The 21,252-nt window shown below is 34.4% G+C and carries 19 protein-coding genes, 1 tRNA gene and 1 pseudogene; 7 read left to right on the top strand and 14 right to left on the bottom strand.

From position 1 onward, the window contains the following. The first annotated feature begins 192 nt into the window (after nt 1–192). Nucleotides 193–537 (top strand): toxin-antitoxin system YwqK family antitoxin, encoded by a 345-nt coding sequence (locus tag AC0J6S_RS05565; RefSeq protein ID WP_474955810.1) that lies wholly within the window; start codon nt 193–195, stop codon nt 535–537. Between the two features lie 358 nt (nt 538–895). Here AC0J6S_RS05565 and AC0J6S_RS05560 read toward each other — a convergent pair whose 3' ends face one another. From AC0J6S_RS05560 to AC0J6S_RS05525, 8 genes and pseudogenes are all read right to left on the bottom strand, one after another. Further along, nucleotides 896–2,560 (bottom strand): sodium/sugar symporter, encoded by a 1,665-nt coding sequence (locus tag AC0J6S_RS05560; RefSeq protein ID WP_474955809.1) that lies wholly within the window; start codon nt 2,558–2,560, stop codon nt 896–898. 90 nt (nt 2,561–2,650) lie between these two features. Then, a pseudogene (locus AC0J6S_RS05555) lies at nt 2,651–2,800 on the bottom strand (UDP-glucose 4-epimerase GalE); the annotation flags it as partial. A 6-nt stretch (nt 2,801–2,806) separates the two neighbouring features. Then, on the bottom strand, nt 2,807–3,868 hold the full coding sequence (locus AC0J6S_RS05550) for a UDP-glucose--hexose-1-phosphate uridylyltransferase (RefSeq protein ID WP_474955808.1): 1,062 nt from the start codon (nt 3,866–3,868) through the stop codon (nt 2,807–2,809). After that, nucleotides 3,869–5,038 (bottom strand): galactokinase, encoded by a 1,170-nt coding sequence (galK, locus tag AC0J6S_RS05545; protein WP_474956331.1) that lies wholly within the window; start codon nt 5,036–5,038, stop codon nt 3,869–3,871. 114 nt (nt 5,039–5,152) lie between these two features. After that, the gene (locus tag AC0J6S_RS05540) at nt 5,153–7,579 is read right to left on the bottom strand and encodes a glycoside hydrolase family 2 TIM barrel-domain containing protein (protein WP_474955807.1); all 2,427 of its coding nucleotides are present in this window, start codon (nt 7,577–7,579) and stop codon (nt 5,153–5,155) included. 262 nt (nt 7,580–7,841) lie between these two features. Beyond that, nucleotides 7,842–8,888 carry a glycoside hydrolase family 53 protein gene (locus AC0J6S_RS05535; RefSeq protein ID WP_474955806.1) on the bottom strand — a complete coding sequence of 349 codons (1,047 nt, stop codon included), beginning with the start codon at nt 8,886–8,888 and terminating at the stop codon, nt 7,842–7,844. Nucleotides 8,889–8,894: 6 nt separating this feature from the next. After that, nucleotides 8,895–9,983: a glycoside hydrolase family 53 protein gene (locus AC0J6S_RS05530; protein ID WP_474955805.1), complete on the bottom strand. Its 1,089-nt coding sequence runs from the start codon at nt 9,981–9,983 to the stop codon at nt 8,895–8,897. Between the two features lies 1 nt (nt 9,984). Next, nucleotides 9,985–11,037 carry an aldose epimerase family protein gene (locus tag AC0J6S_RS05525; protein WP_474955804.1) on the bottom strand — a complete coding sequence of 351 codons (1,053 nt, stop codon included), beginning with the start codon at nt 11,035–11,037 and terminating at the stop codon, nt 9,985–9,987. Nucleotides 11,038–11,139: 102 nt separating this feature from the next. Here AC0J6S_RS05525 and AC0J6S_RS05520 point away from each other — a divergent pair, with 102 nt between their 5' ends. Further along, nucleotides 11,140–12,138 (top strand): GntR family transcriptional regulator, encoded by a 999-nt coding sequence (locus AC0J6S_RS05520; protein WP_474955803.1) that lies wholly within the window; start codon nt 11,140–11,142, stop codon nt 12,136–12,138. A gap of 261 nt (nt 12,139–12,399) precedes the next feature. Here the strand turns inward: AC0J6S_RS05520 and AC0J6S_RS05515 are convergent, their stop codons facing one another. The 5 genes from AC0J6S_RS05515 to AC0J6S_RS05495 all read right to left on the bottom strand — a co-directional run bounded on the left by AC0J6S_RS05515 (nt 12,400) and on the right by AC0J6S_RS05495 (nt 15,823). Beyond that, nucleotides 12,400–12,762 (bottom strand): hypothetical protein, encoded by a 363-nt coding sequence (locus tag AC0J6S_RS05515; protein WP_113664555.1) that lies wholly within the window; start codon nt 12,760–12,762, stop codon nt 12,400–12,402. Between the two features lie 39 nt (nt 12,763–12,801). Beyond that, entirely contained in the window at nt 12,802–13,242 is a 441-nt protein-coding gene (locus AC0J6S_RS05510) for a hypothetical protein (protein WP_474955802.1), read from the bottom strand. A 31-nt stretch (nt 13,243–13,273) separates the two neighbouring features. Further along, nucleotides 13,274–13,879: a hypothetical protein gene (locus tag AC0J6S_RS05505; protein WP_474955801.1), complete on the bottom strand. Its 606-nt coding sequence runs from the start codon at nt 13,877–13,879 to the stop codon at nt 13,274–13,276. An 84-nt stretch (nt 13,880–13,963) separates the two neighbouring features. Beyond that, complete coding sequence (locus AC0J6S_RS05500; RefSeq protein WP_474955800.1) at nt 13,964–14,194, bottom strand: hypothetical protein; 231 nt, start codon at nt 14,192–14,194, stop codon at nt 13,964–13,966. Nucleotides 14,195–14,491: 297 nt separating this feature from the next. Then, nucleotides 14,492–15,823, bottom strand: coding sequence for a hypothetical protein (locus AC0J6S_RS05495; RefSeq protein WP_474955799.1), 1,332 nt, complete (start codon nt 15,821–15,823; stop codon nt 14,492–14,494). Nucleotides 15,824–16,476: 653 nt separating this feature from the next. Here AC0J6S_RS05495 and AC0J6S_RS05490 point away from each other — a divergent pair. The 4 genes from AC0J6S_RS05490 (at nt 16,477) to AC0J6S_RS05475 (ending at nt 19,967) form a co-directional block, all read left to right on the top strand. After that, nucleotides 16,477–16,623 carry a hypothetical protein gene (locus AC0J6S_RS05490; protein ID WP_165355307.1) on the top strand — a complete coding sequence of 49 codons (147 nt, stop codon included), beginning with the start codon at nt 16,477–16,479 and terminating at the stop codon, nt 16,621–16,623. A gap of 147 nt (nt 16,624–16,770) precedes the next feature. Continuing rightward, the gene (locus tag AC0J6S_RS05485; RefSeq protein WP_113664560.1) at nt 16,771–17,448 is read left to right on the top strand and encodes a recombinase family protein; all 678 of its coding nucleotides are present in this window, start codon (nt 16,771–16,773) and stop codon (nt 17,446–17,448) included. A 670-nt stretch (nt 17,449–18,118) separates the two neighbouring features. Further along, nucleotides 18,119–18,412: a hypothetical protein gene (locus tag AC0J6S_RS05480; RefSeq protein WP_129752525.1), complete on the top strand. Its 294-nt coding sequence runs from the start codon at nt 18,119–18,121 to the stop codon at nt 18,410–18,412. After that, nucleotides 18,393–19,967 (top strand): recombinase family protein, encoded by a 1,575-nt coding sequence (locus AC0J6S_RS05475; protein ID WP_474956330.1) that lies wholly within the window; start codon nt 18,393–18,395, stop codon nt 19,965–19,967. The genes AC0J6S_RS05480 and AC0J6S_RS05475 overlap by 20 nt, the downstream gene beginning before the upstream one ends. On the opposite strand, the gene AC0J6S_RS05470 is transcribed toward AC0J6S_RS05475, so the two are convergent. Beyond that, nucleotides 19,921–20,000, bottom strand: a tRNA-Leu gene (locus AC0J6S_RS05470). The genes AC0J6S_RS05475 and AC0J6S_RS05470 overlap by 47 nt on opposite strands. 288 nt (nt 20,001–20,288) lie before the next feature. On the opposite strand from AC0J6S_RS05470, the gene AC0J6S_RS05465 reads away from it, so the two are divergent. After that, nucleotides 20,289–21,230, top strand: coding sequence for a ribose-phosphate pyrophosphokinase (locus AC0J6S_RS05465; protein ID WP_474955798.1), 942 nt, complete (start codon nt 20,289–20,291; stop codon nt 21,228–21,230). Nucleotides 21,231–21,252: the final 22 nt, after the last annotated feature.

Raw genomic sequence — 21,252 nt, 5'->3', positions numbered from 1 at the left:
AGCTGCAAATTTAGGACTAATTATGAATAATGAATTGAGAAATAAGAAATTTTAGTGATTGGTTTTATAGCAAACTTTATTTTCAATGTTAAGCTTTACTTCAATGTTACGAAATTGTTAACTAAAAGTTTTTTTATTGTAAAATGTTTTATACATTTGTTAAGCTAATATGAATTAAAAAACACATACGACATGAAAAAATATATAATATTAACCGCATTACTTTTTTCAGGAATAGCATTTGCACAAGAAAGCAATCCAAAATTAGAAGCTGTAGGTGAGTTAGTTAAAACCACTTACTACTTTGAAAACGGAAAAGTACAACAAGAAGGTTTCTTTAAAAATGGAAAACTGGAAGGAGTTTGGATTTCATTTGACGTCAATGGAAACAAATTATCTGTCGCTAATTATGAAAATGGAGAAAAAACTGGAAAATGGTTATTTTGGAATGGTAACAAATTGAACGAAGTAGAATATTCTAATAGCAGAATAGCTTCTGTAAAAACTTGGAAACAAGATGCTTTGGTTAACAACTAAAAAATAAATTAAAATACCACTAAAGCTTTCGTTATTCGAAGGCTTTTTTTGTGCCTTATATTTTTTTGGCCTAGCTACATTTAAAAGATTGTTGCTTCCAAAAAAAAGAATTCAAATTAAAGATAAGCTGCGAATCGAAAGTTATTCTTAGAAGAATTTACAGTAGTCCCTGCCAAAAAAAGTGTAGTACTTGTAACTCAAAAACAAACTTTCACGATTAAGAAACACACAAGTGTATTATAAAATTATTCTAGCTTTACAAAACCTTCGTAGTGTAATCTAATGACTAAATTATTTGATAAAAAAAAGTGAAACTAAACGAATTTAGTTTCACTTTTTTTTATTGCTCTACATTCGTTTATTTCCAGAAAACTGCATAAACTACAACCAATATAATCATTAATGCAAATGAACAGATATTGAAAAGAGGACTAGTTTTGAATAATTCTTTAGTTAATGGAATTCCTTTAGCATCATTATTGCCTTTATTCTGAATTAAACTAATCGCAATAATTAACAACATGGTTAAAATAGCGGTATAACCCATTTGGTCCATCCATGGCAATGTTGGAAAAACAGATTCTAAACCACTTCCCGTTGCCCATGATTTTGGCCCCACTTTAAAAAACATAGCAATTGGTATAGAAGCTAATGCACCCCAAATAGCTGCTTTATTAGTTGTTTTTTTCCAAAATAATCCCAGTATAAATACGGCTAAAATACCAGGGCTTACCACGCCAGTATATTCTTGTATAAACTGAAATGCTTGGTCAATTCCACCTAAAAGTGGCGCCATGATTACTGCTATTAATAATGCAATCGCTCCAGAAATTCGACCTACATTAACTGTCTTTTTATCGTTGGCATTTTTATCAATATACTGTTTGTAAATATCCATTGTGAAAATGGTCGAAGTTGAGTTTAACATCGATGCCAAAGAAGATACAATAGCAGCAGCCAAGGCAGCAAAAGCCAAACCTTTGAAACCTGCCGGTAAAAAATGCAACAACCAAGGGTAGGCTTTATCAGCAGCGCCAAGACCAGGTATGTTATTCGCCGCTGCAGCTCCTAATCGAGCCATTATTGCAGGGTCATTTACCATTACATAAGCTGCAATTCCAGGAATTACAACAATAAAAGGAATAAGCATCTTTAAAAATGCAGCTAATAATATCCCTTTTTGAGCTTCGCCTAATGACTTAGCCGCTAATGTTCTTTGAATAATATACTGATTGAATCCCCAGTAGTAAATATTAGCGACCCAAAGTCCACCAACCAAAACTCCAATACCTGGCAGGTTCATATATTCTGGGTTAGATTCATCTAAAATCATCACAAAACGATCGGGTGCAGCATTATAAACCGTTTTGATTCCTTCCCAAACTCCAGCACCATCAGAAACCGTATTTAAAGCGATGTACGTTGTTACCAATCCACCTAACACCAAGAATATAACTTGGATAACATCTGTCCAAGCCACGGCAGAAAGCCCTCCGTATAAGGAATAAGCTGCAGCAAAAAGTGCCAATCCTACAATTGCATACATCATGTCAATGCCTAATATGGCCTGTATTGCTAGTCCTCCCAAATACAACACTGTAGTAAGATTAACAAAAACATATAAAGCAATCCAAAAAACAGCTAAAATAGTTTTAAGATTAGTTGAAAATCGTTTCTCTACAAATTCAGGAATGGTATAAATCCCTTTTTCAATGAAAATAGGTAAAAAATATTTCCCTACGATAATTAACGTAAAAGCAGCCATCCACTCATAAGAGGCAATCGCTAATCCTAATGCAAATCCAGAACCGGACATTCCGATAAATTGTTCTGCGGAAATGTTGGCTGCAATTAATGAAGAGCCAATGGCCCACCAAGGCAATGATTTACTGGCAAGAAAATAATCTTCAGCATTTTTTTGATGCCCGTCTTTTTCACGAGAAACCCACAATCCAACACCTAAAATAAGTACTGCGTAAGCAGCAAAAACTAAATAATCTATAAACCCAAATTCTGTTGTCATTGTATCGTATTAATGTTAATTAAATATTTCAAATTAATAATCAGGTTAATCCCTTACCTTCTGCTCCCATTTCCAAGCAATCGCAATCGCTTATTCAAGTTTGGATTTTATTTTCCATCCAAGATACGTATCTGCTTTGTCCATATTGGCATAAGCCGAAACAATATCACCTTCTCTTCGCTCAACAATGTTGTAGGCCAATTTTTCTCCACTTACTTTTTCAAAAGCATAAATCACCTCTCGTGACTAGTACTTGTATGACTTATTTTTATAATGCGTAATTGACAGTTTCCTTAAAATTTCAGCACTTTTCTCTGGCGTGATATCTCTTTGTGATTCTCCCATCAATTCGTAACCCACCATAAATTTTTTCACGGTTGCTGAGCGCAACAATGGCGGGTAAAAATGCATTTGAAAATGCCATTCCGGATGCAACTCTCCGTCTGTTGGCGACTGATGAATCCCCGATGAATAAGGAAAAGAAGTTTCAAAAAGATTGTCGTATTTGGTTGTCAATTGTTTTAAAATAATAGCAAAATCAGCCACTTCCGCTTCCGTAAAATCAGTTATTTTATTCACATTTCGCTTGCTGACAATCATGGTTTCATACGGCCAAATCGCCCAAAAAGGGACTATTACTACAAAATGATCATTCTCAATCACAATGCGTTCGTCTAACTTCAGCTCTTCTTTTACATAATCCTCTAAAAGCGTTTTGTTGTGTTTATCAAAATACGCTTTGAGATTACTTTGCGTTTTCTCGACTTCTGTGGGCAATGAGGATTGTGCCCAAATTTGTCCGTGCGGATGCGGATTGCTGCAGCCCATCACACTTCCTTTGTTTTCAAAAATCTGAACATGATTAATGTAATCTACATTACCCAAATCCGTATATTCTTTTTGCCAGGTATGAATGATATTTTCAATCGCTTTTACTGGCATTTCAGGCAATGTCAAATTGTGTTTTGGCGAAAAACAAACTACTCGAGAAATTCCTCTTTCTGGTTTTGCTTTAAAAAAAGTTTCATTTTTGTTTTCTTCAAAAACAATTTCTTCTTGCTTTAAAGCCGCAAAATCATTTTCAAAAACAAAAGAACTTTCATAGTTCGGATTTACCATTCCATTTGCTCGAACATTTCCCGGACACAAATAACAAGTCGGATCATATTCGGGCAATGCGTCCGAAGTTACTATTTCATTTTGCCCTTGCCACGGACGTTTCGAACGGTGTGGCGATACCAGAACCCATTCGTTTATTAACGGATTATAGCGTCTGTGCGGATCTTCGTTGATGTCAAAATTTTTCATTTATTTCGCAATATAAAGTGATGTTCCATTCCCAATTTTAACATCGTAAATTTTTAATTCTATTCCGAAAGTATCTAAATAAAGTGCAGAAAGTTGCTTTTTAATTCGCTCTTCATGCCCTTTTTTAATCAAATTGATGGTGCAACCTCCAAAACCACCACCCATTAATCGGGAACCTACCACGGCATCTTCCTTTTTAAGCGTGTCTACAATCATGTCTAATTCGGCACAACTTACTTCATAATCAACCGATAACCCTTGATGCGTTTCGAACATTAATTTGCCTAAGGTTTCGATATCGCCTTTGTCCAAAGCGTCACAAGCCTGAGTTACTCGTTTAATTTCTTTCACCACAAAAAGACATCTTTTGAAAACATTGGCACTCATTACATCGTGCAATTCTAAAACATGTTGTTCGTTACAATCTCTAAAACTAGTTATCTGCGGAAAATTACTTTTTATAATCGCTATACCTTCTTCACACTGTTGTCTTCTTTCATTATAAGCCGATGTCATTAAGGAATGTTTCACGTTCGAATCGAATAAAACTAAGGAATAATCATTAAAATTAGCGTCATGATATTCGAATTCCAATGTCTGACAATCAATTTTTATAACTTTATTTTGTAAACCCATCACACTCGAAAACTGATCCATTATCCCACAATTGATTCCCACCCAATGTTCTGCTTTTTGTCCCATAAGCGCAATATCAATTGGTTTGATTTTCAAATTAAACAGTTCATTTAAACCAAATAAAAACCCACATTCCAGTGCTGCCGAAGAAGACAAACCGGAACCCACAGGAATATTACTGCTAAAGACACAATTGAAACCCTCCACAGAATAACCGTTCATTTTCAACTGATTCAGAACACCACGCAGGTAATTTGTCCAAACGCTATCTGTCTGCTTATGATCGTCATTTATACCAACTTCGAACTCATCATTCAAATCTATTGCCACAATTTTAGCTGTATCCAAATTGTTTTTTTCGAAAGCAAAACAAATGATTTTATCGATGGCTGCCGGTAAAACATAGCCGTCATTGTAATCAATATGTTCCCCTATAATATTAATTCTACCGGGAGAAAGGACAATTTTTTGAGGTTCGGTTCCAAAGCTATCTTCAAAGAAAGCTGTCGTTTTTTTAATTAATAATTCATTCATGTTTTCTAGTAATAGTGTGTTGTTTTCTAAATTTTCTGTTGTAGCATTTGGCTTTATAGCTGTTTTTATGTTTTTTGTTTTCAAAAGTATAGTTGCACTATTTCCCTTTTTTATTTATTTGGCTGCCGCCAAGATCAATTTTCCGCTCTTAAGCCCTGCTCCATTCACTTCAAGTTTTATATCTCCTTCAGTTATTTTCGATTTTACAAGCACTACCAATTTTCCGCTAAAAAGTTTCATAGTATCTTTATGAAACATTTCGAGTGAAGTGGCATCGCCGTTGCAAGCCGCTCTGTAAGTACCCGCTCCAGTAACCTTAAATTTCATTTGGTTCGTCGCTGTAGGACAAGGAATTCCATTTTTATCTACTACAGACACAGTTACAAAGGATATATCCTCTCCATCGGCACTGATTGTTTTTCTGTCTGCTTCTAAAACAATTTGGTACGGTTTCCCTGCAGTTTTGACTTCTTCTTCAGCAACAGCTTTACCATTGTCATCAAAAGCCACAACTTTTACTGTTCCAGGCTCATATTTCACATCCATCCACATCAGGCGATAGCGATTCTGGGGTGTGTTTTTATTTTTTGTCTGCACACCCATGCTCTTGCCGTTGATAAAAAGTTCGGCACTGTTATAACTCGTGTATACAAAAACAGGGGTTATTTCTCCTTCACGGCCTTCCCAGTTCCAATGTGGTAAAATATGTAATGTAGATTCCTTTGTATTCCAACGGCTTCTGTACAAATAATAGCGGTCTTTAGGTAAACCTGCTAAATCGTTAATTCCAAAATAAGAACTTCGGGACGGCCAGCTTTCATCATAAGGCGTAGGTTCACCCAAATAATCAAAACCAGTCCAGACAAACTCGCCAATCACCCAAGGTTTATCATCTTGAAGCACAAAATCTTCATCCGGCACATTCGACCAGCTGCAGGCTTCCAAATCATACGAAGAAGACTGAAAATCTGGATATTGTTTCATTTTTTCTTGAACTACCGGGAATTTATAAATCCCTCTCGAGCTAACCGTTGAAGCGGTTTCTGAACCTAAAATAAACCCTTGCGGAAATTTTTTATAGGCTTCATCATATAAATGTACCCGATAATTCAGTCCCGGAATGTCCAGCAAAGCGCCAAAACCAGATTCAATAGTTGCTTTTACTTGATCCATACCAACCGTTACAGGACGAGTTGGGTCTTCCCGATGAAAGATTTCCTGCAACCATTTTGCGCGTTTCACTCCTTCTTCACCCCATTGATCCGGCACCTCGTTTCCAGAACTCCACATCACAATCGAAGGATGATTTCGTGTGGCTTGTACCAAATTGACGATGTCTTTTTCAGCATATTCCTCAAAAAAACGATGATACCCATTTTCTACTTTTGGCTTTGCCCATTCATCAAAACTCTCTGCTAAAAACAGAAAACCCATTTCATCCGCCAACTCTAATTGCTCGAAAGAAGGCATATTATGCGAACTGCGAATCGCATTGCAACCCATATCTTTTAAAATCTGCATTTGTCTGCGCAACGCGGCTTTATTTACGGCGACTCCAAGTGGACCCAAATCGTGGTGAAGACAAACTCCCTTGAATTTGGTTATCTTTCCATTAAGACTAAAGCCTTTATTAGCCTCATATTTTATTTCCCGAATTCCAAAAACAGTTGTGTTCTCGTCTTGCAGTTCTTTTCCAACATACAATTGGGAAACCGCTTTGTATAAATATGGAGTTTCGGGACTCCATAATTTTGGCCTTTCTACTTTTATATTTTGATCAAACTCATTTCCGAATTGTGTAGTCGACTCCTCTGAATTGAGTTTGTGTCCTTCGGCATCAAAAATAGTGGTGACTAAACGGGTATTTTCTCCAGAAGCTTTGGTCTTAATGTTAACTTTAGCAACTTCCTCACTGATAAAAGGTGTCGTTACAAACTGACCCCATTGGTCAATATTTTCGTTGTTTTTTATAATAATACTTACATTTCGATACAATCCTGCACCAGGATACCAGCGGGACGCAAATTCTTTATTGGTTAGTTTTACTGATAATGTGTTGGCTCCTTCTTGTATAAACTTGGAAACATCAAAATAAAAATAACTGTAGCCATACGCCCATTCTCCTACTTTTTTTCCGTTTAAATACACTTGAGGCTCACTCATTGCACCTTCAAAAAGCAAAATTATTTTTTTACCTTTTGCATCTTTAGGCAAGTTGAATGTATTGCGGTACCAAGCAGTTCCAATATGGGGTAACGCGCCTGTTCGTCCTGTTTTTTCGGTAGCTACGGTTTCTCCGTTTTGAACAATAGCCACCTTTTGAATATCGACATTTTTGTCAAAAGGGCCGTAAATGGCCCAATCATGCGGAACGGTTACGGATTCCCATTTCGAATCATTAAAATTTACTTTGTACGCCGCTTCAAAATCGCCTTTTTGAAATTTCCAATTGGTATTTAGCACCTTAACTTCTCGTGATTGAGACAAGGCAACTTGTGTACATACTGAAATCACAACAAGAAAACATATCAATTTCTTCATTTTTATAACAAATTTTAATTTTTTTGAACCATATAAGTCATGTAAGTTTTAAAAAGTTAGTTTGTCAATTAACTACTTAAAGTGAATATGAGTTAAAATATTCTTTACATAATTATTAATGACTTTACTTAAATGAATTCTGAGTTTTCAATTGATTTTATTCAAATTAAAAGCTTCTATGACTTATATGTTTCAACAATTTTTTCGACAAAACGCTGTCATTTATAGAATTAAGTTCAATTTTTAATTCCGCTAATTAAAACTATTCCTTAAACGCATCTAAAGCCATTGATGGTTTCCCGTCAGATTGCCAAGCGCTCAGGGAATAACCGCTCCAACTTTTTTCTCCCTGCGGCTCCCAATATATCACGCCAAGTCCTTTATTATTAGGCACTGCTTCGACCGCTTTGATTGTTGCCGCTAGCATTTCGTAGGTGTTTTGTACTTTATCATATTCCCCACCTACTTCCACAACCATCACTTCTTTGTTGTATCTGGCAACCATATCGTTTAGATTATACGCTAAATCCGAAATAGTTTCCGTGTAATCTTTCTTGATCCAAAAAGGGTAATAGGACAATCCAATCACATCGTACTTTACATTATTTGCTGTAGCATTTTCAAAAAACCAGCGGAATTTTTCATTATTATTTCCTTCGTCAAGATGAACAATTACTTTGATTTTCGAGTCAATAGTTTTTGTTGCTTCATATCCTTTGTTGAGTAATTGTGCCAATTGATTCCAATTCTTAGTGCTCCCTTCCGGCCACATCATACCGCCTGGAATTTCATTCCCAACTTGAACCCATTCCGGAGTAACTCCTGCTGATTTCAATGCGCTCAAAACATCAAAAGTATGGTCGTACACATCCGTCATTAACTCCGGAAAAGTATGATTTTCCCATGCTTTTGGCTTAAATTGTTTAGCAGGATCTGCCCACGAATCGCTGTAATGAAAATTGATCATGATACGCATTCCCATTTTTTGGGCACGCAAAGCCATCACAACAGTTTCTTCTTTACTGCAGTGTCCGCTGGCTTTGTCATCATTTGGATTTACCCAAACACGCAGGCGAATGGTATTCATCCCTCTGTCCTTCAGTAATTGCAAACAGTCTTTTTCAGCGCCATCGGTATCGTAAAATTTATATCCAGTGGCTTCCATCTGCGGCAACCATCCCACATCAGCTCCTTTTGCAAAAGAATTTTTGGATGTTGATTGAACATTTTTGGATGTACTGCAAGAAAAAAGTACTGAAACCATTAAAGACATCAAAACGAATCGCAAATGTATTTGTGAATTTTTCATATTTTCTTATTTATTAAACGCCTGCAAAACAGGTAATGCTCTATTATTAAAATCATAAAAAGCCTGGTTTTCAAAAGTAGAGCCATTAGCGGCCTGATTTCCTTTGAAAGAAATCCATTCTCCACCCCAATATGCAAATCCCAAACCGTATTCTGACTCTTTAACGAGTGTTTTTATTGCCAACACAAAGTTTTTTTGACCATCAGGAGTAGCAGGGTAACCGGAAACGAGTTGCGAATCTAAACCCACTATATTATTCGTCCAATCATTGTATCCTAACGTAAAAGGATAAGCGGTTTCAGCAATAATAACTTTTTTATTGTACGTTTTTCCTAATGTATTGATAGCGGTTTTGACAACTTCTAAATCTTTTCCGTGCCAAATTGGATAATACGATAACCCAATGTAATCGTAATCTACACTTTTAATTTTGTTAAAAAACCAATTCGTATCTGCAGCTTTCACGCCTGCATAATGAATCATGATTTTAGTGTTTGGCGCTTTGGCACGAATAGTCGCGCTGGCAGTTGCCAATAAAGAAATACTTTGTACTTCCTGATTGATTAAATTTCCTTGTGGCCAAAGCAATCCGCTGTTAATTTCGTTCCCAATCTGGATAATATCTGGATTAATTTCAGTGAGGATTGTCGAAGTATAATTGGCGACAGCCGTTTTCAAATCGGTAAATGATAAATTTTTCCATTCCGCTGGCGTAGTTTGTACCGCTGGATCAGCCCAAGTATCCGAATAATGCACTGTCAACCAAACTTTCATTCCGGCTTGTTTTACGCGTTTTGACAGCGCTTTAACCTCTGTCATTCCGGAACGTCCATTTGCTAAATTTTTCCAAAGACGAATTCGAACCGTATTACAACCTGCATTTTTCAGAGTTGTAATCATATCTTCCGCTTGGTTGCTGCTGTTATACAAAACCGCACCCGATGTTTCTATTTCCGGTAAAAAAGAAATGTCGGCAGCTCTAATAAAAGAATCAACGGCAACTGGCGGAGTTTCCGCTGTATCATTACTATCAGAACAAGAAAAAAGAAGGACAAAAAGGGTTAAGAACCCTAAAATTCGAATATTTTTTTTCATCTTAAAAAGATTGAAATTTATAAATAGTTTTATGATAATATAATTCTCCTTTTCTCAAAACAGAAGAAGGAAAATGTTCGTGATTAGGCGCATCAGGGAAATTCTGGGTTTCAAAACAAATGCCGCTTGTGGGATGATAATTAGTGTTTTCTTTCCCTTTTATTGCATTAAAGCAATTTCCGCCAACATAGATATGAACCGCGGGCTGATTCGTGTAAACAGACATTTTCAAAGTTTTATCACTATTATAAAGAGACGCTGCGTATTCTTTTTCCTTATTTAAAACAAAAGTGGTGTCAATTTTTGACGGACAGGTTCTCGCCGCGGTGAAATCAAAGGGACAATTAGCAACATTTAGAAACCGTCCGGTAGGAATTCCCGAAGTTGTAGTTTCTAATATTTGTTGAGAATTTACACGCATTTCCTGATTTGCAACACTAGCTTGGTGACCGTCCAGATTGAAATAACTGTGATGCGTTAAATTTACAATTGTATCTTCAGTTGTGCTGGCGATATATTCTATAATTAATTCATTCTCGTCAGAGAGCATATAAGTCAAATCAACCGACAGTTCACCCGGAAAATGCTCCTCATTATCCGCACTGACGCTTTTAAAAGTCACAGAAGGATTCTTGCCTTCAGTATGTTTTTTTATTTTCCAATTTTTCTGGCTAAAACCAATAGTACCGCCATGCAACGTATTCCCGTTGTTGTTTTTGTTGAGACAAATTGTTTTTCCGTTCAGTTTAAATTCTCCTTCATTTATTCTTCCGGCAAATCGTCCTACGGTTGCTCCAAGATAAGGCGCACTTTCTAAATTAAAGGACTGTAAATAGGCCTCCAAAGTATCAAAACCTAAAACCACATCTACCAATGCTCCATTTTTTAATGGAACTTTTAAAGAGGTAAGCGCAGCTCCATAACCCATCACTTTCATTTGCATGCCATTCTTATTTAAAAGTTCACAAACAGAAACCTCTTTCCCATCAGGCACTACACCAAATGATTCTATTACAGAATTAGTTTTAAAATGTGATATGTGTTTAATTCTCATGGTTTAATTATGAAATGTGAAAAACCAAAAGTAAAATAATTGTTATCATCAACATACCAGTCCCTACCAGTTTTTGTACATTGCCAAGAAATTCACTGCTGCATGAAAATAATTTCGATTCAAAACAACCTCGGAATTCCTAAATACCGACAAATAATTAATTCGATAGAGAAAGCAATAGAAGACATAAATCTGAAAAAAGGCGACAAACTTCCGTCGGTAAACAAAGTCTGTTTGGAATTCTCCTTGTCCCGCGATACGGTTTTACAGGCCTATGAAGAATTAAAAAAAAGAGGAATTATGTACGCCATTCCGGGCAAAGGCTATTATGTAAAAAGCGTTGAAGTCACCATAAAACAAAAGATATTTTTACTTTTTGACGAGTTGAATATTTTTAAGGAAGACTTGTACAATTCGTTTCTGGAAAACATTGGTACTAATGCTCAGGTAGACATTTTCTTTCATCATTTTAATGTTCCCGTTTTTCAAAAACTGATTAATGACAGCTACGGCAATTACACTAAATACATCATTATGCCGACAAATTTAGCCGAGGCCGCCGCAGCGATAAAAACCCTACCAGTTAACGACGTTTATATTTTAGATCAAACCAATCCTGAACTAAAATCCTTTCCTGCTGTATACCAGAATTTCGTAAAAGATATTTATGAAGGCTTACTGCAAGGAAAATCTAAATTGAACAAATACAAAAAACTGATTATGATTTTCCCGGGATTCCGAGAACCCATAGGTATGAAAATAGGTTTCGAGAATTTCTGTAAAGATTTCACATTCGATTATGAAATCATCACTGAATTCAGGAATCGGGAAATAAATAAAGGCGAAGTGTATATTATTCCGAGTGACAGGGATTTAGTGAGTGTTATTGAAAAAGCAAAACTTCAGAAGCTGCAATTGGGCAGTGATTACGGCATCATTTCGTACAATGAAACCCCGCTTAAAAAAGTAGTCGAAAACGGCATCACAACGATTTCAACGAATTTTGAAGTCATGGGAAAGGTATTGGCACAAATGATTCTAAAAGGCAAAAAAGAACAAATCGAGAATAAGTGTGATTTGATTATCAGGAATTCATTGTGATATAAAACCAAAAAAACCGCTTCTTTCGAAGCGGTTTTTGTACCCGTTACAGTTGAGTTGTCGAATCTTTTTATTGAAGATTTGAAGAAACTATCCTTTGCTTATATTAAATTACAAGCTTATCGTACCTGAGAGGATAACCTTAAAAATCTGACGAATTTCTATAAAATTTCTATAAAATAGTTTCTGTTAGTGAATATTTATCCCTTCACTTAATTAAAAATAAATTATTGAACCATATCAATTTTAAACAACCTTTTTTTAATTACAATTTGATTCTCCCAGCAAAATACCATATACATTGTCGCTATTTTCATCATTAATAGAATTAGCTTTCACAACTTTAACCCAAGAACTACTTGCTTTGTGTTCTTTTAAAATCTCACATAAATATTGAGCATATCCATCACGATTTGTCTTATCATCTTCCACAGTGACATAAAGTACGTTTGCATCAGTTATTATCGCTTCCTTAATTTTAGGTTCTTTCTTAATTTCTTCAAGTGCAATTTTATTATTTGGGTCGTCTGATGGTTTTACAGCTTCACCACAGCTATAAGTTAAATAAAGTAATTGAGCTAATAACAATTTAACAGTTAGGTTTTTAAAGTGTCTAATTTTCATAAAAATATTTTAATATGGTTATATAAATGCTTGTTGTATTTAAGATTTTGTTCCGTATATTATTAGAATTATAATTGATAGCAAAAAGGAGAAATAAAACAGATATTTTATTACTGGAATATGCCATTTTTCTTTTATTCTCGAGATATAAATTTTTTCTAAATTACCGCTTAATCTGTTGTTAAAACTATCTGTTTGGAATTTTAGTTGTTTATTTAATAAAATAATCTGACAAAAAATATATAAAATACCTGTAATTACATTTAGTCCCAATAAGACTAAAACACAAATAAACAAAATATAGTTTTCGTTGTCAGAATCTAAAGAGGGTTTGAAAGTAACCAAAATGGTTAGCATCCCAAAAGAAATAGTGGTAGTGTGTTTTATTAAATCAGTCAGTTTTCCAGAAATATCTTTCTGTATATTATTAATATTGTCTATTTGACTTTGGTAATAATCATTTAAATTTTTATCTGTCATTTTTTACTCAGTAATATTAATTAAAATTTGGTTAAAAAGTAATAATTAATAAAACCACTATTAGAAAAACAAACGTAAGGATTACCGTTTTAAAACAACCTTTTGTTTCTTTTTTTAAATTATCATCACTTATAATGGCTTTACTACTTTCTTTTTCATTTTTAGTATATTCCATATAGACAACTTCACCTTTGTCGTCTAACTCAATATTTAATGCGTTTTTTTTGTACGAATTAATTAAATGTCTAAAGAAGGATTCGTCAGTTTTGTACCAATAAACATCTTTTGCATTTTCAACAGAACTTAATGATTCATAGTAGTAATGCTTTCCAGTTTTTCCGATAGTTCTTTTTACTAAGTAAATATGTTTAAGATTATCTATTTCAACTGTTTTAGACTTAATCTCTTTTTTTTGCCTTTCCCTTTTCTCTTGAGAGTTCTCGTTTTTATATTTTAATAAAATAATATTTCCGTCTAAGTCTTTTAAAACTTCAGTGGCGATAGCTAAATTGTTTTTTACACAATACTCATAATTTAGTTTTGGAATTTTTGTCCAAGAATCAGCATAGTGCATCTTTTCATAGTGAAATTGTTTTTCAGTTTTCCCAACAGACATTTTAACTTGATTAATTTTCAACTTCTCCTCTTCCATGTAACTATGTTGTTTATATCTATTTTATACTTAGGACTACAACTTCTTAATGCAATTAAGCCTCAACATCTAATCAATTATTATCCATTCCGCTTCAGGTATATTTTCTAAAAGTTCTGGGATTACTAATGCTTCTTGATTACTTTTTGAGTTGAGGATTTTTATTTGATATAAATTTTCAACATCTAAATTCCCGTCTTTTATAAAGTAATTGTTCGCTGGAATCACTGCTGTAATTGAACACATTGTTCCATCAACTAGCGCAACTCTCGAATTAAAATCTTTAAGTATACTAGACATTTTTTTAGAGGCACCCTCTTTGATTCTATATTTATAAAATTCTTTCTTTTTCAAATCTTAGTAATAATTTCGAACTTTTATTATTCTTATAATAATATTAATTCATCAATTTTCGGGTTGGTTGTCGTGGTAAATAGTTTTTTTTTTAAAAACAAATATATGTATAATGCGACCGAGAAACAATTGTAAAAATTATATTACTATAAAATTATTCATGTCGCTATCCTTGAGGAAACATTTTTAAATTAATTATAAATTTGCGTTGATCGCCGGAGGCGATAAACACAAATTAAATTATTAAGTTTTAATATTTGTTCTAATACCATGTTCTAAAATGATTCGATTCATAGTTTTTGCTACCAAATCAAAATCTTTAGAATCACATAAAAGAGCATCATACACGTATAAGACAAAAATACCTTTATCGTTGAGGTACCTTATAACATCAGTCATAATAGCTACCTCAACCCCAAACATTTTTTGAGAGGTAATCTTATGACCATGTTCGTTTTTATCGTGATAAATCCTTGCTAACATATCAGAATCATATCTTGAATAGTAGTCAAAAAGTGGAGATTTTATCATATCATTCCATTTCATATTGAAAAAACTCAAATGCTCAATCTTAACATTATCAACGTGAATTCCTGTACGTTCAGCAATAATTTGATGTGTGAGATAAGTTAATGAACCATCGTACAAATTGATAGCAATATTTGGATGCAGTGCACTGTAATCACACTCTATCAACTTCTTTCCTTCAATGGTAATCTGTTCCCGAATCCATGAAGGCATAAGAGTAAAACTGTCCACAACACGACCACCGCTGTGAAAATCTCCCGCACTGGGAATCATAAACCCACGACCAGTTAGAAACTCAAACAGTTCAATATTATCCTCGACAAAGCTTCTGTTTTTTACATCTAACCAATAGTGGTCTTTATGTTTGTTTCGCATAGTCAATATCTTTCCTTTTTTGGTGGTTCTTCCTTCTTTGGCTAATAGTTTGCCAATAGACAGTAGTTCTTCACTAGTTGGTAAGTCAATTTTTGGATACATCGCAATCAAATTGGAACATATCGGATTTGCCATGGCTTCGCATAATTGCTGGTAGTAAATCTTATTTCGAGTACGGATGATTCCAACATCATTAATGATGTATTCAACAAGTCCCGCTTTTAAGTAAGTATCCGTTAATCGAAACTTCTTGGACTGCATGCCGACTTGATAGCTGCTGTCAACTTCAATAAATGCACCTGTACTTGTTCCAGTGGTAAGAACATCAATTATCTTGGTATATATATAGGTATTGTCAGCATTTCGGCTCTGCTGGTGCAGTATCTTAGAGCTAAGCGATTTCCATTTGTCATCCGTGTAGTAAGTGCTAGCTAGGTTATACAAGAACACTAGGCACTTTTCAACAGCTATATCAATATTAATATCAATGGTTCTAAGCATCGGTTTAGAAACATGTTTACGTAGGTTATACTGGGCTTTCTTTGGAATTAGTATAGAATTTACGTTTGGGAAACGTAGTGCTGATTCAGACAGCTTGTAATCGTTTTGGACCAGGTCAAAATCTCCTGTATCGCCAGTAAAGGCGATGTAATCTTCATTTTTAAAGTTCATTCTTGTATTCTCTTATTCTCGTTCCATCAATGAGGATGGATTATTGTATTCTCTAATTGTTTAACTTGGTAAGAGAAGCTGGAAGACATGACCCCTCCAGCAACCAAGGATTTTAATGAGTTTTACTCTCAGTTATTGTTTAACCTTAATATACGAAAATGAGCTGGCTAAGTCAAGTCTTTTGGTCAACTATTTTTCAAACCACTTCAAATTAATTTTAACAACCATGTTTTTGAATAGCGCAAACTGAGCATACACCTATTTGAGTTAACATTCTCTAAAGCATTGATATTACTAGGGTTTCAACCCTACTAATCAGTAGTATATTAAGTAACATATATGATAGAAGATTGAAGAGAGAGATTTAAACCTCAGCAACTATTTAAACACTAATTGTGTTCCGATTAAGCTACAGATGCTCCTGTAAACGCTAGCAAGCCTTTCAAAAGAGATTATCTCTTCCAATATTACACCCTCCCTCCCGTAACCCTTGTAAACACAAGCTTAGTTACCTCCTTCGATAATCTGAAAAGTACACTTTCCTATCTATAGCGATGGATATGTTCGTTCACTGCGCTATCCAAATTGAGAAAAAAATTTCTGAGAAAAAATTTAGATTTAAATTTTAGACCATATTTATAGTAAAAGTAACCATGAGATTATTAATAAGACTATCCCAACTTAAACAAGTGCTCAAATCCCAAGATGTGAGGTATCCGCTAACGATAAAAGCGGGAAACTTCACGGATAAAGAACTTGAAGTGTTTTCAAAATTGATTCAATCCAAAGAACGAGGCTAATTACCTCGTTTTTTTATGAGCTAAAGTGACCAAAAAAGCCGTGAGCCCAGGAAAACCAGGATTTCTCTTGTTTAATCCAAAATAGACCTGGACATTTGACGTGTAATAAATCACAAACGGACGTTTAAGATTTAAATCAACATCAAAATGAAAAAATTTGTAGCATATTATAGAGTCAGTAGAAAAGAGCAAGGAATATCGGGTTTAGGATTGTCAGCTCAAAAAAGTTCAGTTGAAAAATATGTAACCTCGCAGGATGGAACTATTGTTAAGAGTTTTACTGAGATTGAGACTGGTACTAATAAACGTGAACGCATCGAAATCCATAAAGCAATTCAACTGGCAAAAAACGAAGGAGCAATCCTAATTATTGCAAAATTAGACAGATTAGCTCGCAATGTGAGCTTTGTAAGTTCTTTGATGGATGCAGGTATTGAGTTTTTGGCGGTAGATATGCCCTCAGCCAACAATTTCACCATTCATATATTCTCGGCACTTGCGGAGCAGGAAGCCAAACTTATCAGCTCAAGAACCAAGCTTGCGCTGGCGGAACTTAAGAAAAAAGGAGTAAAATTAGGTAATCCGCAAAATCTAACCAGTGAGGCTAGAGCCAAGGGAGTTGATAAAATCAAAGAAAATGCCATGAACAATGACAGAAATCGACAAGCTCAATCAATAATCCTCAATTGCAAAGAGAAAGAAATGAGCTACAGACAAATTGCAGATTATCTTAATCAGCTCAATTTCAAGACCAGATATGGTAATAAATTTTATGCTCCGACTGTACTTCAATTGTATAATAGAACTAACTTATTGGCTACATAAATAAATTGAGTTATCTAGAAAATTAAAAAAATTATAATTAAGAAATAGCGTACTAATTATTTGTTAATTGTAATTTTTTTTTATTATTTTTTTTTACTTTAACTTATTGAAATAAAATAATTTATATCTTTTTAATACGATTTATCTTATTATATATAAGTTGATTAAGTTACCTAAAAAAGAATATCAAAAACATGTCCTACCTTTGTAAAGAAAAATAAAAGAAGAGATTATTGCAAGAATCTTTTCTGCATTCTGACAGCTAAAGAATGCAAAAAGAGCAGGTTGTAAAGCTGAACAACCATGTTCTAAAAATCAAATTATATTTTAAATTATCAATTCGGTGCAATACCCGAAGCGGGAAAGGCATGCCTCAAGTAATGTTAATTCATTAAATAATTCGAATTGATGATGTATGCATCCAATTTCTGAATCAGACTGATTTAGGAGAGGTCGCTTTGTGACCTACAATAAAAAGAATTCCACCGTCAAAGTAAAGAATTGGAAAATGACGACAGAGTACCAACTTGTTAAGTATAACACACTGTAAAACAACATTAAATAAAAAAGGAATAAAATACTCGGATGAAGAAATTGAATTAATCCGAAATGTGCTGTATAAATTGGCAGAAGTATGCCAGTCAAATAAAATAATTTAAAATAAAAAAATATGACAATACAAAGATTGAAAATAAGATTTAGAATGACAATACATGAGCTAATAGAAATGATGAAATTAAAAGGCATTGTGTGTGAATTTGGAATTATTAGTTTACTCAATGATAATTATGCAGAATGGGCATTGATTTTATTCGAAGATGAATATTACGTGACTCATTCAGTTTTAGATAACTATGAGGACATATGTTATTTTGAAGATATAGAGGATTATGAAAATGAATTTCAAGCAAGAGTTTGTTGCTTGAATTTAGCAACCACTTTAAATGGAACAATTTATGAATAATACAAATGTAATATTGTACTCTAGAGTTAGTACTGACGAGCAAGCACAAAAAGGATTTAGTCTAGATTATCAAGAACAAACATTAATAAACCATTGCGAAAGAATGGGTTATAATCTCGTTAAGTCATATAGAGAAGACCACTCAGCAAAAAATTTCAAGCGTCCTGAATGGTCTAGTTTGAAAACGTTCGCAAAAGCTAATAAAAAACTAATCCACAAGGTATTGTTTGTTAAGTGGGACAGATTCTCAAGAAATACAGAGCAAGCTTTAACAGTCTTGCGAGAGTTTGATTCAATGGGGATTGAATTGAACGCTACAGAGCAATATTTAGAGATGTCTAATTCAGATAACAAAATGGTTCTTTCAATTTACCTAACAGCTGGAGAGGTCGAAAGAGATAAAATTTCGAGCCGAACAATTAGCGGAACTTATCAAGCAAAAAAGGAAGGATATTTCACAGGAAAAGCCCCTTACGGCTATGATAATTTTCGAGATGAATTCAAAAAATCAACATTGAAGCCAAACCAATTTTCTTTTTTCGTAAAAAAAGCGTTTGCTGAGGTCGCTATGAATATCGAATCAATTGAAACGATTCGCAAGAAGCTAAAACAAGAAGGAATGAAGCTTGAAAAAAGTGCATTTAGCGAATTGCTTAAAAACGTGATATATATAGGTAAGATTAAAGTTCCTGAATTTAAGAAAGAATCTGCCATGGTGGTAAATGGGAAACATGAGGCATTGGTTAGTATAGAAACATTCAACAAAGTTCAGGATGTGTTTAAAGGAAAAAGATGGTACGGAACGAAACCCGCTCAGAAAAACCTAGAGTTTCCTATGCGAGATTTTCTAACTTGTGAGCTTTGTGGAGGACAGATTACAGGTAGTATTTCAAAAGGAAGAACTAAGAAATATGCGTATTATCATTGCAGAAATAAATGCAAAACAAGAGTGTCGGTTGATGATGCTCATAATAAAATCGGAAGCCTTCTCTTTAATTTACAGATTAACGAAAATATAAAGGAGTTGTTCTCGGAGATTTTAAAGGATTCTGATTCTCAAATTAATGGCAATAGAGTTACTCAACTTAAAAGTAAAACAGAGCTCCAAAAGAGTCTAAAGTCTAAGATGGAAGATGCTGAAGACTTGCTATTAAGTAAAGATATCAACAAAGAAAGATTCAATAGTATAATCGAACGTATCAACGGACAACTTAATGAAGTCAATAATGAAATTGAAATACTTAGTGCAAGCAAAGATTCAATCAAAAACTATGTTGATTCAGGTTTAATGCTATTATCGAACTTAAATATCATGTTTGACAATAGTGACTATGACTCCAAGAGAATCATAGCGGGTTCAATATTCACTGAAAAGTTATTATTTGGAAATGACAATTGTCGAACCACTAAAGTGAATGAGGTTGTTGAGGTTTTGACTAGGAATAGCAAGGGTTCAGAAAGGCTTAAAACAAAAAAAGCTGTCAAAAATGACAGCTTTTCCGTTAATGTACCCGGAGCCGGAGTCGAACCGGCACGGTTTCCCACAGGTGTTTGAGACCAGCGCGTCTACCAATTCCGCCATCCGGGCTTAGCAGACATGAAATAACGACAGTTATTTCAACGCAATAAAAGATGTGATTGTGTTTAAATCAACCATCAATTCCTTTAACACGGTGCAAATGTAAAAAATAATATTAAATGTTCAACTAAAAATACTTAATTTTTTCCTTTCAGAGTTGAATAAATTTTATAAATTTGCACCTCGTTAAAAACACAACACACAACTAACTACACCCGAGGTAAATACAAACTTACGGCTTTCTTCAAATGACAAAGCCAACAGTATGAAACGCAGCGGAATAAAACAACAAATTAAATGTCAACCTTAGAACCTGAAGCTAAAATTTTTGCTTGTTCACAAAGTGTTTATCTCGCTGAGAAAATAGCAGAAGAATACGGAATCCCATTAGGAAAAATCACCATGTCAAAATACAGCGACGGTGAATTTCAACCTTCTTACGAAGAGTCTATCAGAGGATTACGCGTATTTATCGTATGTTCAACGTTTCCTACGGCGGATAATTTGATGGAAATGTTACTGATGATTGATGCTGCAAAACGTGCTTCGGCAAGACACATTACAGCAGTAATTCCTTACTTTGGTTGGGCAAGACAAGATAGAAAAGATAAGCCAAGAGTTCCGATAGGAGCTAAACTAGTAGCTAATTTATTAGATGCAGCAGGCGCGACAAGAGTAATGACCATGGATTTGCACGCTGATCAAATTCAAGGGTTCTTTGAAAAACCGGTAGATCATCTTTTTGCATCAACCATCTTTTTGCCTTACGTAAAAAGTTTAGGTTTAGACAATCTGACTATCGCTTCTCCGGATATGGGAGGTTCAAAACGAGCATATGCCTATTCTAAATTTTTAGAATCGGATGTGGTAATTTGTTACAAACAAAGAAAAGAAGCCAACATTATCGATACCATGGAATTAATTGGTGAAGTAAGAGGTAGAAATGTAATCTTAGTAGATGACATGATTGATACCGGAGGCACTTTGGCGAAAGCCGCAGATTTAATGATCGAAAAAGGAGCATTGAGCGTAAGAGCAATTTGTACCCACGCGATTTTATCTGGTGATGCTTACGAAAAAATAGAGAATTCTAAATTATTAGAGTTAATAGTGACCGATTCGATTCCGTTAAAGAAAGAATCAAACAAAATAAGAGTGTTGAGTTGTGCCCCGCTTTTTGCTGAAGTTATGCACATGGTACATCATAACAACTCCATTAGTGGAAAGTTCATAATGTAACCCCAAACAAGTAATATTATTT

Source organism: Flavobacterium sp. TS_SC_5, from assembly GCF_056156265.1.
This window is presented reverse-complemented; position numbering and strand designations above follow the sequence as displayed.

Bases quoted from the DNA above. Each gene is read 5' to 3' on its own strand.
- AC0J6S_RS05485 (WP_113664560.1), top strand. From the start codon at position 16,771: ATGAAAAAATTTGTAGCATATTATAGAGTCAGTAGAAAAGAGCAAGGA.
- AC0J6S_RS05530 (WP_474955805.1), bottom strand. From the start codon at position 9,983: ATGAAAAAAAATATTCGAATTTTAGGGTTCTTAACCCTTTTTGTCCTT.
- AC0J6S_RS05500 (WP_474955800.1), bottom strand. From the start codon at position 14,194: ATGTCTAGTATACTTAAAGATTTTAATTCGAGAGTTGCGCTAGTTGAT.
- AC0J6S_RS05465 (WP_474955798.1), top strand. From the start codon at position 20,289: ATGTCAACCTTAGAACCTGAAGCTAAAATTTTTGCTTGTTCACAAAGT.
- AC0J6S_RS05495 (WP_474955799.1), bottom strand. From the start codon at position 15,823: ATGAACTTTAAAAATGAAGATTACATCGCCTTTACTGGCGATACAGGA.
- galK (WP_474956331.1), bottom strand. From the start codon at position 5,038: ATGAATGAATTATTAATTAAAAAAACGACAGCTTTCTTTGAAGATAGC.
- AC0J6S_RS05515 (WP_113664555.1), bottom strand. From the start codon at position 12,762: ATGAAAATTAGACACTTTAAAAACCTAACTGTTAAATTGTTATTAGCT.
- AC0J6S_RS05475 (WP_474956330.1), top strand. From the start codon at position 18,393: ATGGAACAATTTATGAATAATACAAATGTAATATTGTACTCTAGAGTT.
- AC0J6S_RS05540 (WP_474955807.1), bottom strand. From the start codon at position 7,579: ATGAAGAAATTGATATGTTTTCTTGTTGTGATTTCAGTATGTACACAA.
- AC0J6S_RS05550 (WP_474955808.1), bottom strand. From the start codon at position 3,868: ATGAAAAATTTTGACATCAACGAAGATCCGCACAGACGCTATAATCCG.
- AC0J6S_RS05520 (WP_474955803.1), top strand. From the start codon at position 11,140: ATGAAAATAATTTCGATTCAAAACAACCTCGGAATTCCTAAATACCGA.
- AC0J6S_RS05565 (WP_474955810.1), top strand. From the start codon at position 193: ATGAAAAAATATATAATATTAACCGCATTACTTTTTTCAGGAATAGCA.
- AC0J6S_RS05510 (WP_474955802.1), bottom strand. From the start codon at position 13,242: ATGACAGATAAAAATTTAAATGATTATTACCAAAGTCAAATAGACAAT.
- AC0J6S_RS05525 (WP_474955804.1), bottom strand. From the start codon at position 11,037: ATGAGAATTAAACACATATCACATTTTAAAACTAATTCTGTAATAGAA.
- AC0J6S_RS05560 (WP_474955809.1), bottom strand. From the start codon at position 2,560: ATGACAACAGAATTTGGGTTTATAGATTATTTAGTTTTTGCTGCTTAC.
- AC0J6S_RS05490 (WP_165355307.1), top strand. From the start codon at position 16,477: ATGAGATTATTAATAAGACTATCCCAACTTAAACAAGTGCTCAAATCC.
- AC0J6S_RS05535 (WP_474955806.1), bottom strand. From the start codon at position 8,888: ATGAAAAATTCACAAATACATTTGCGATTCGTTTTGATGTCTTTAATG.
- AC0J6S_RS05480 (WP_129752525.1), top strand. From the start codon at position 18,119: ATGACAATACAAAGATTGAAAATAAGATTTAGAATGACAATACATGAG.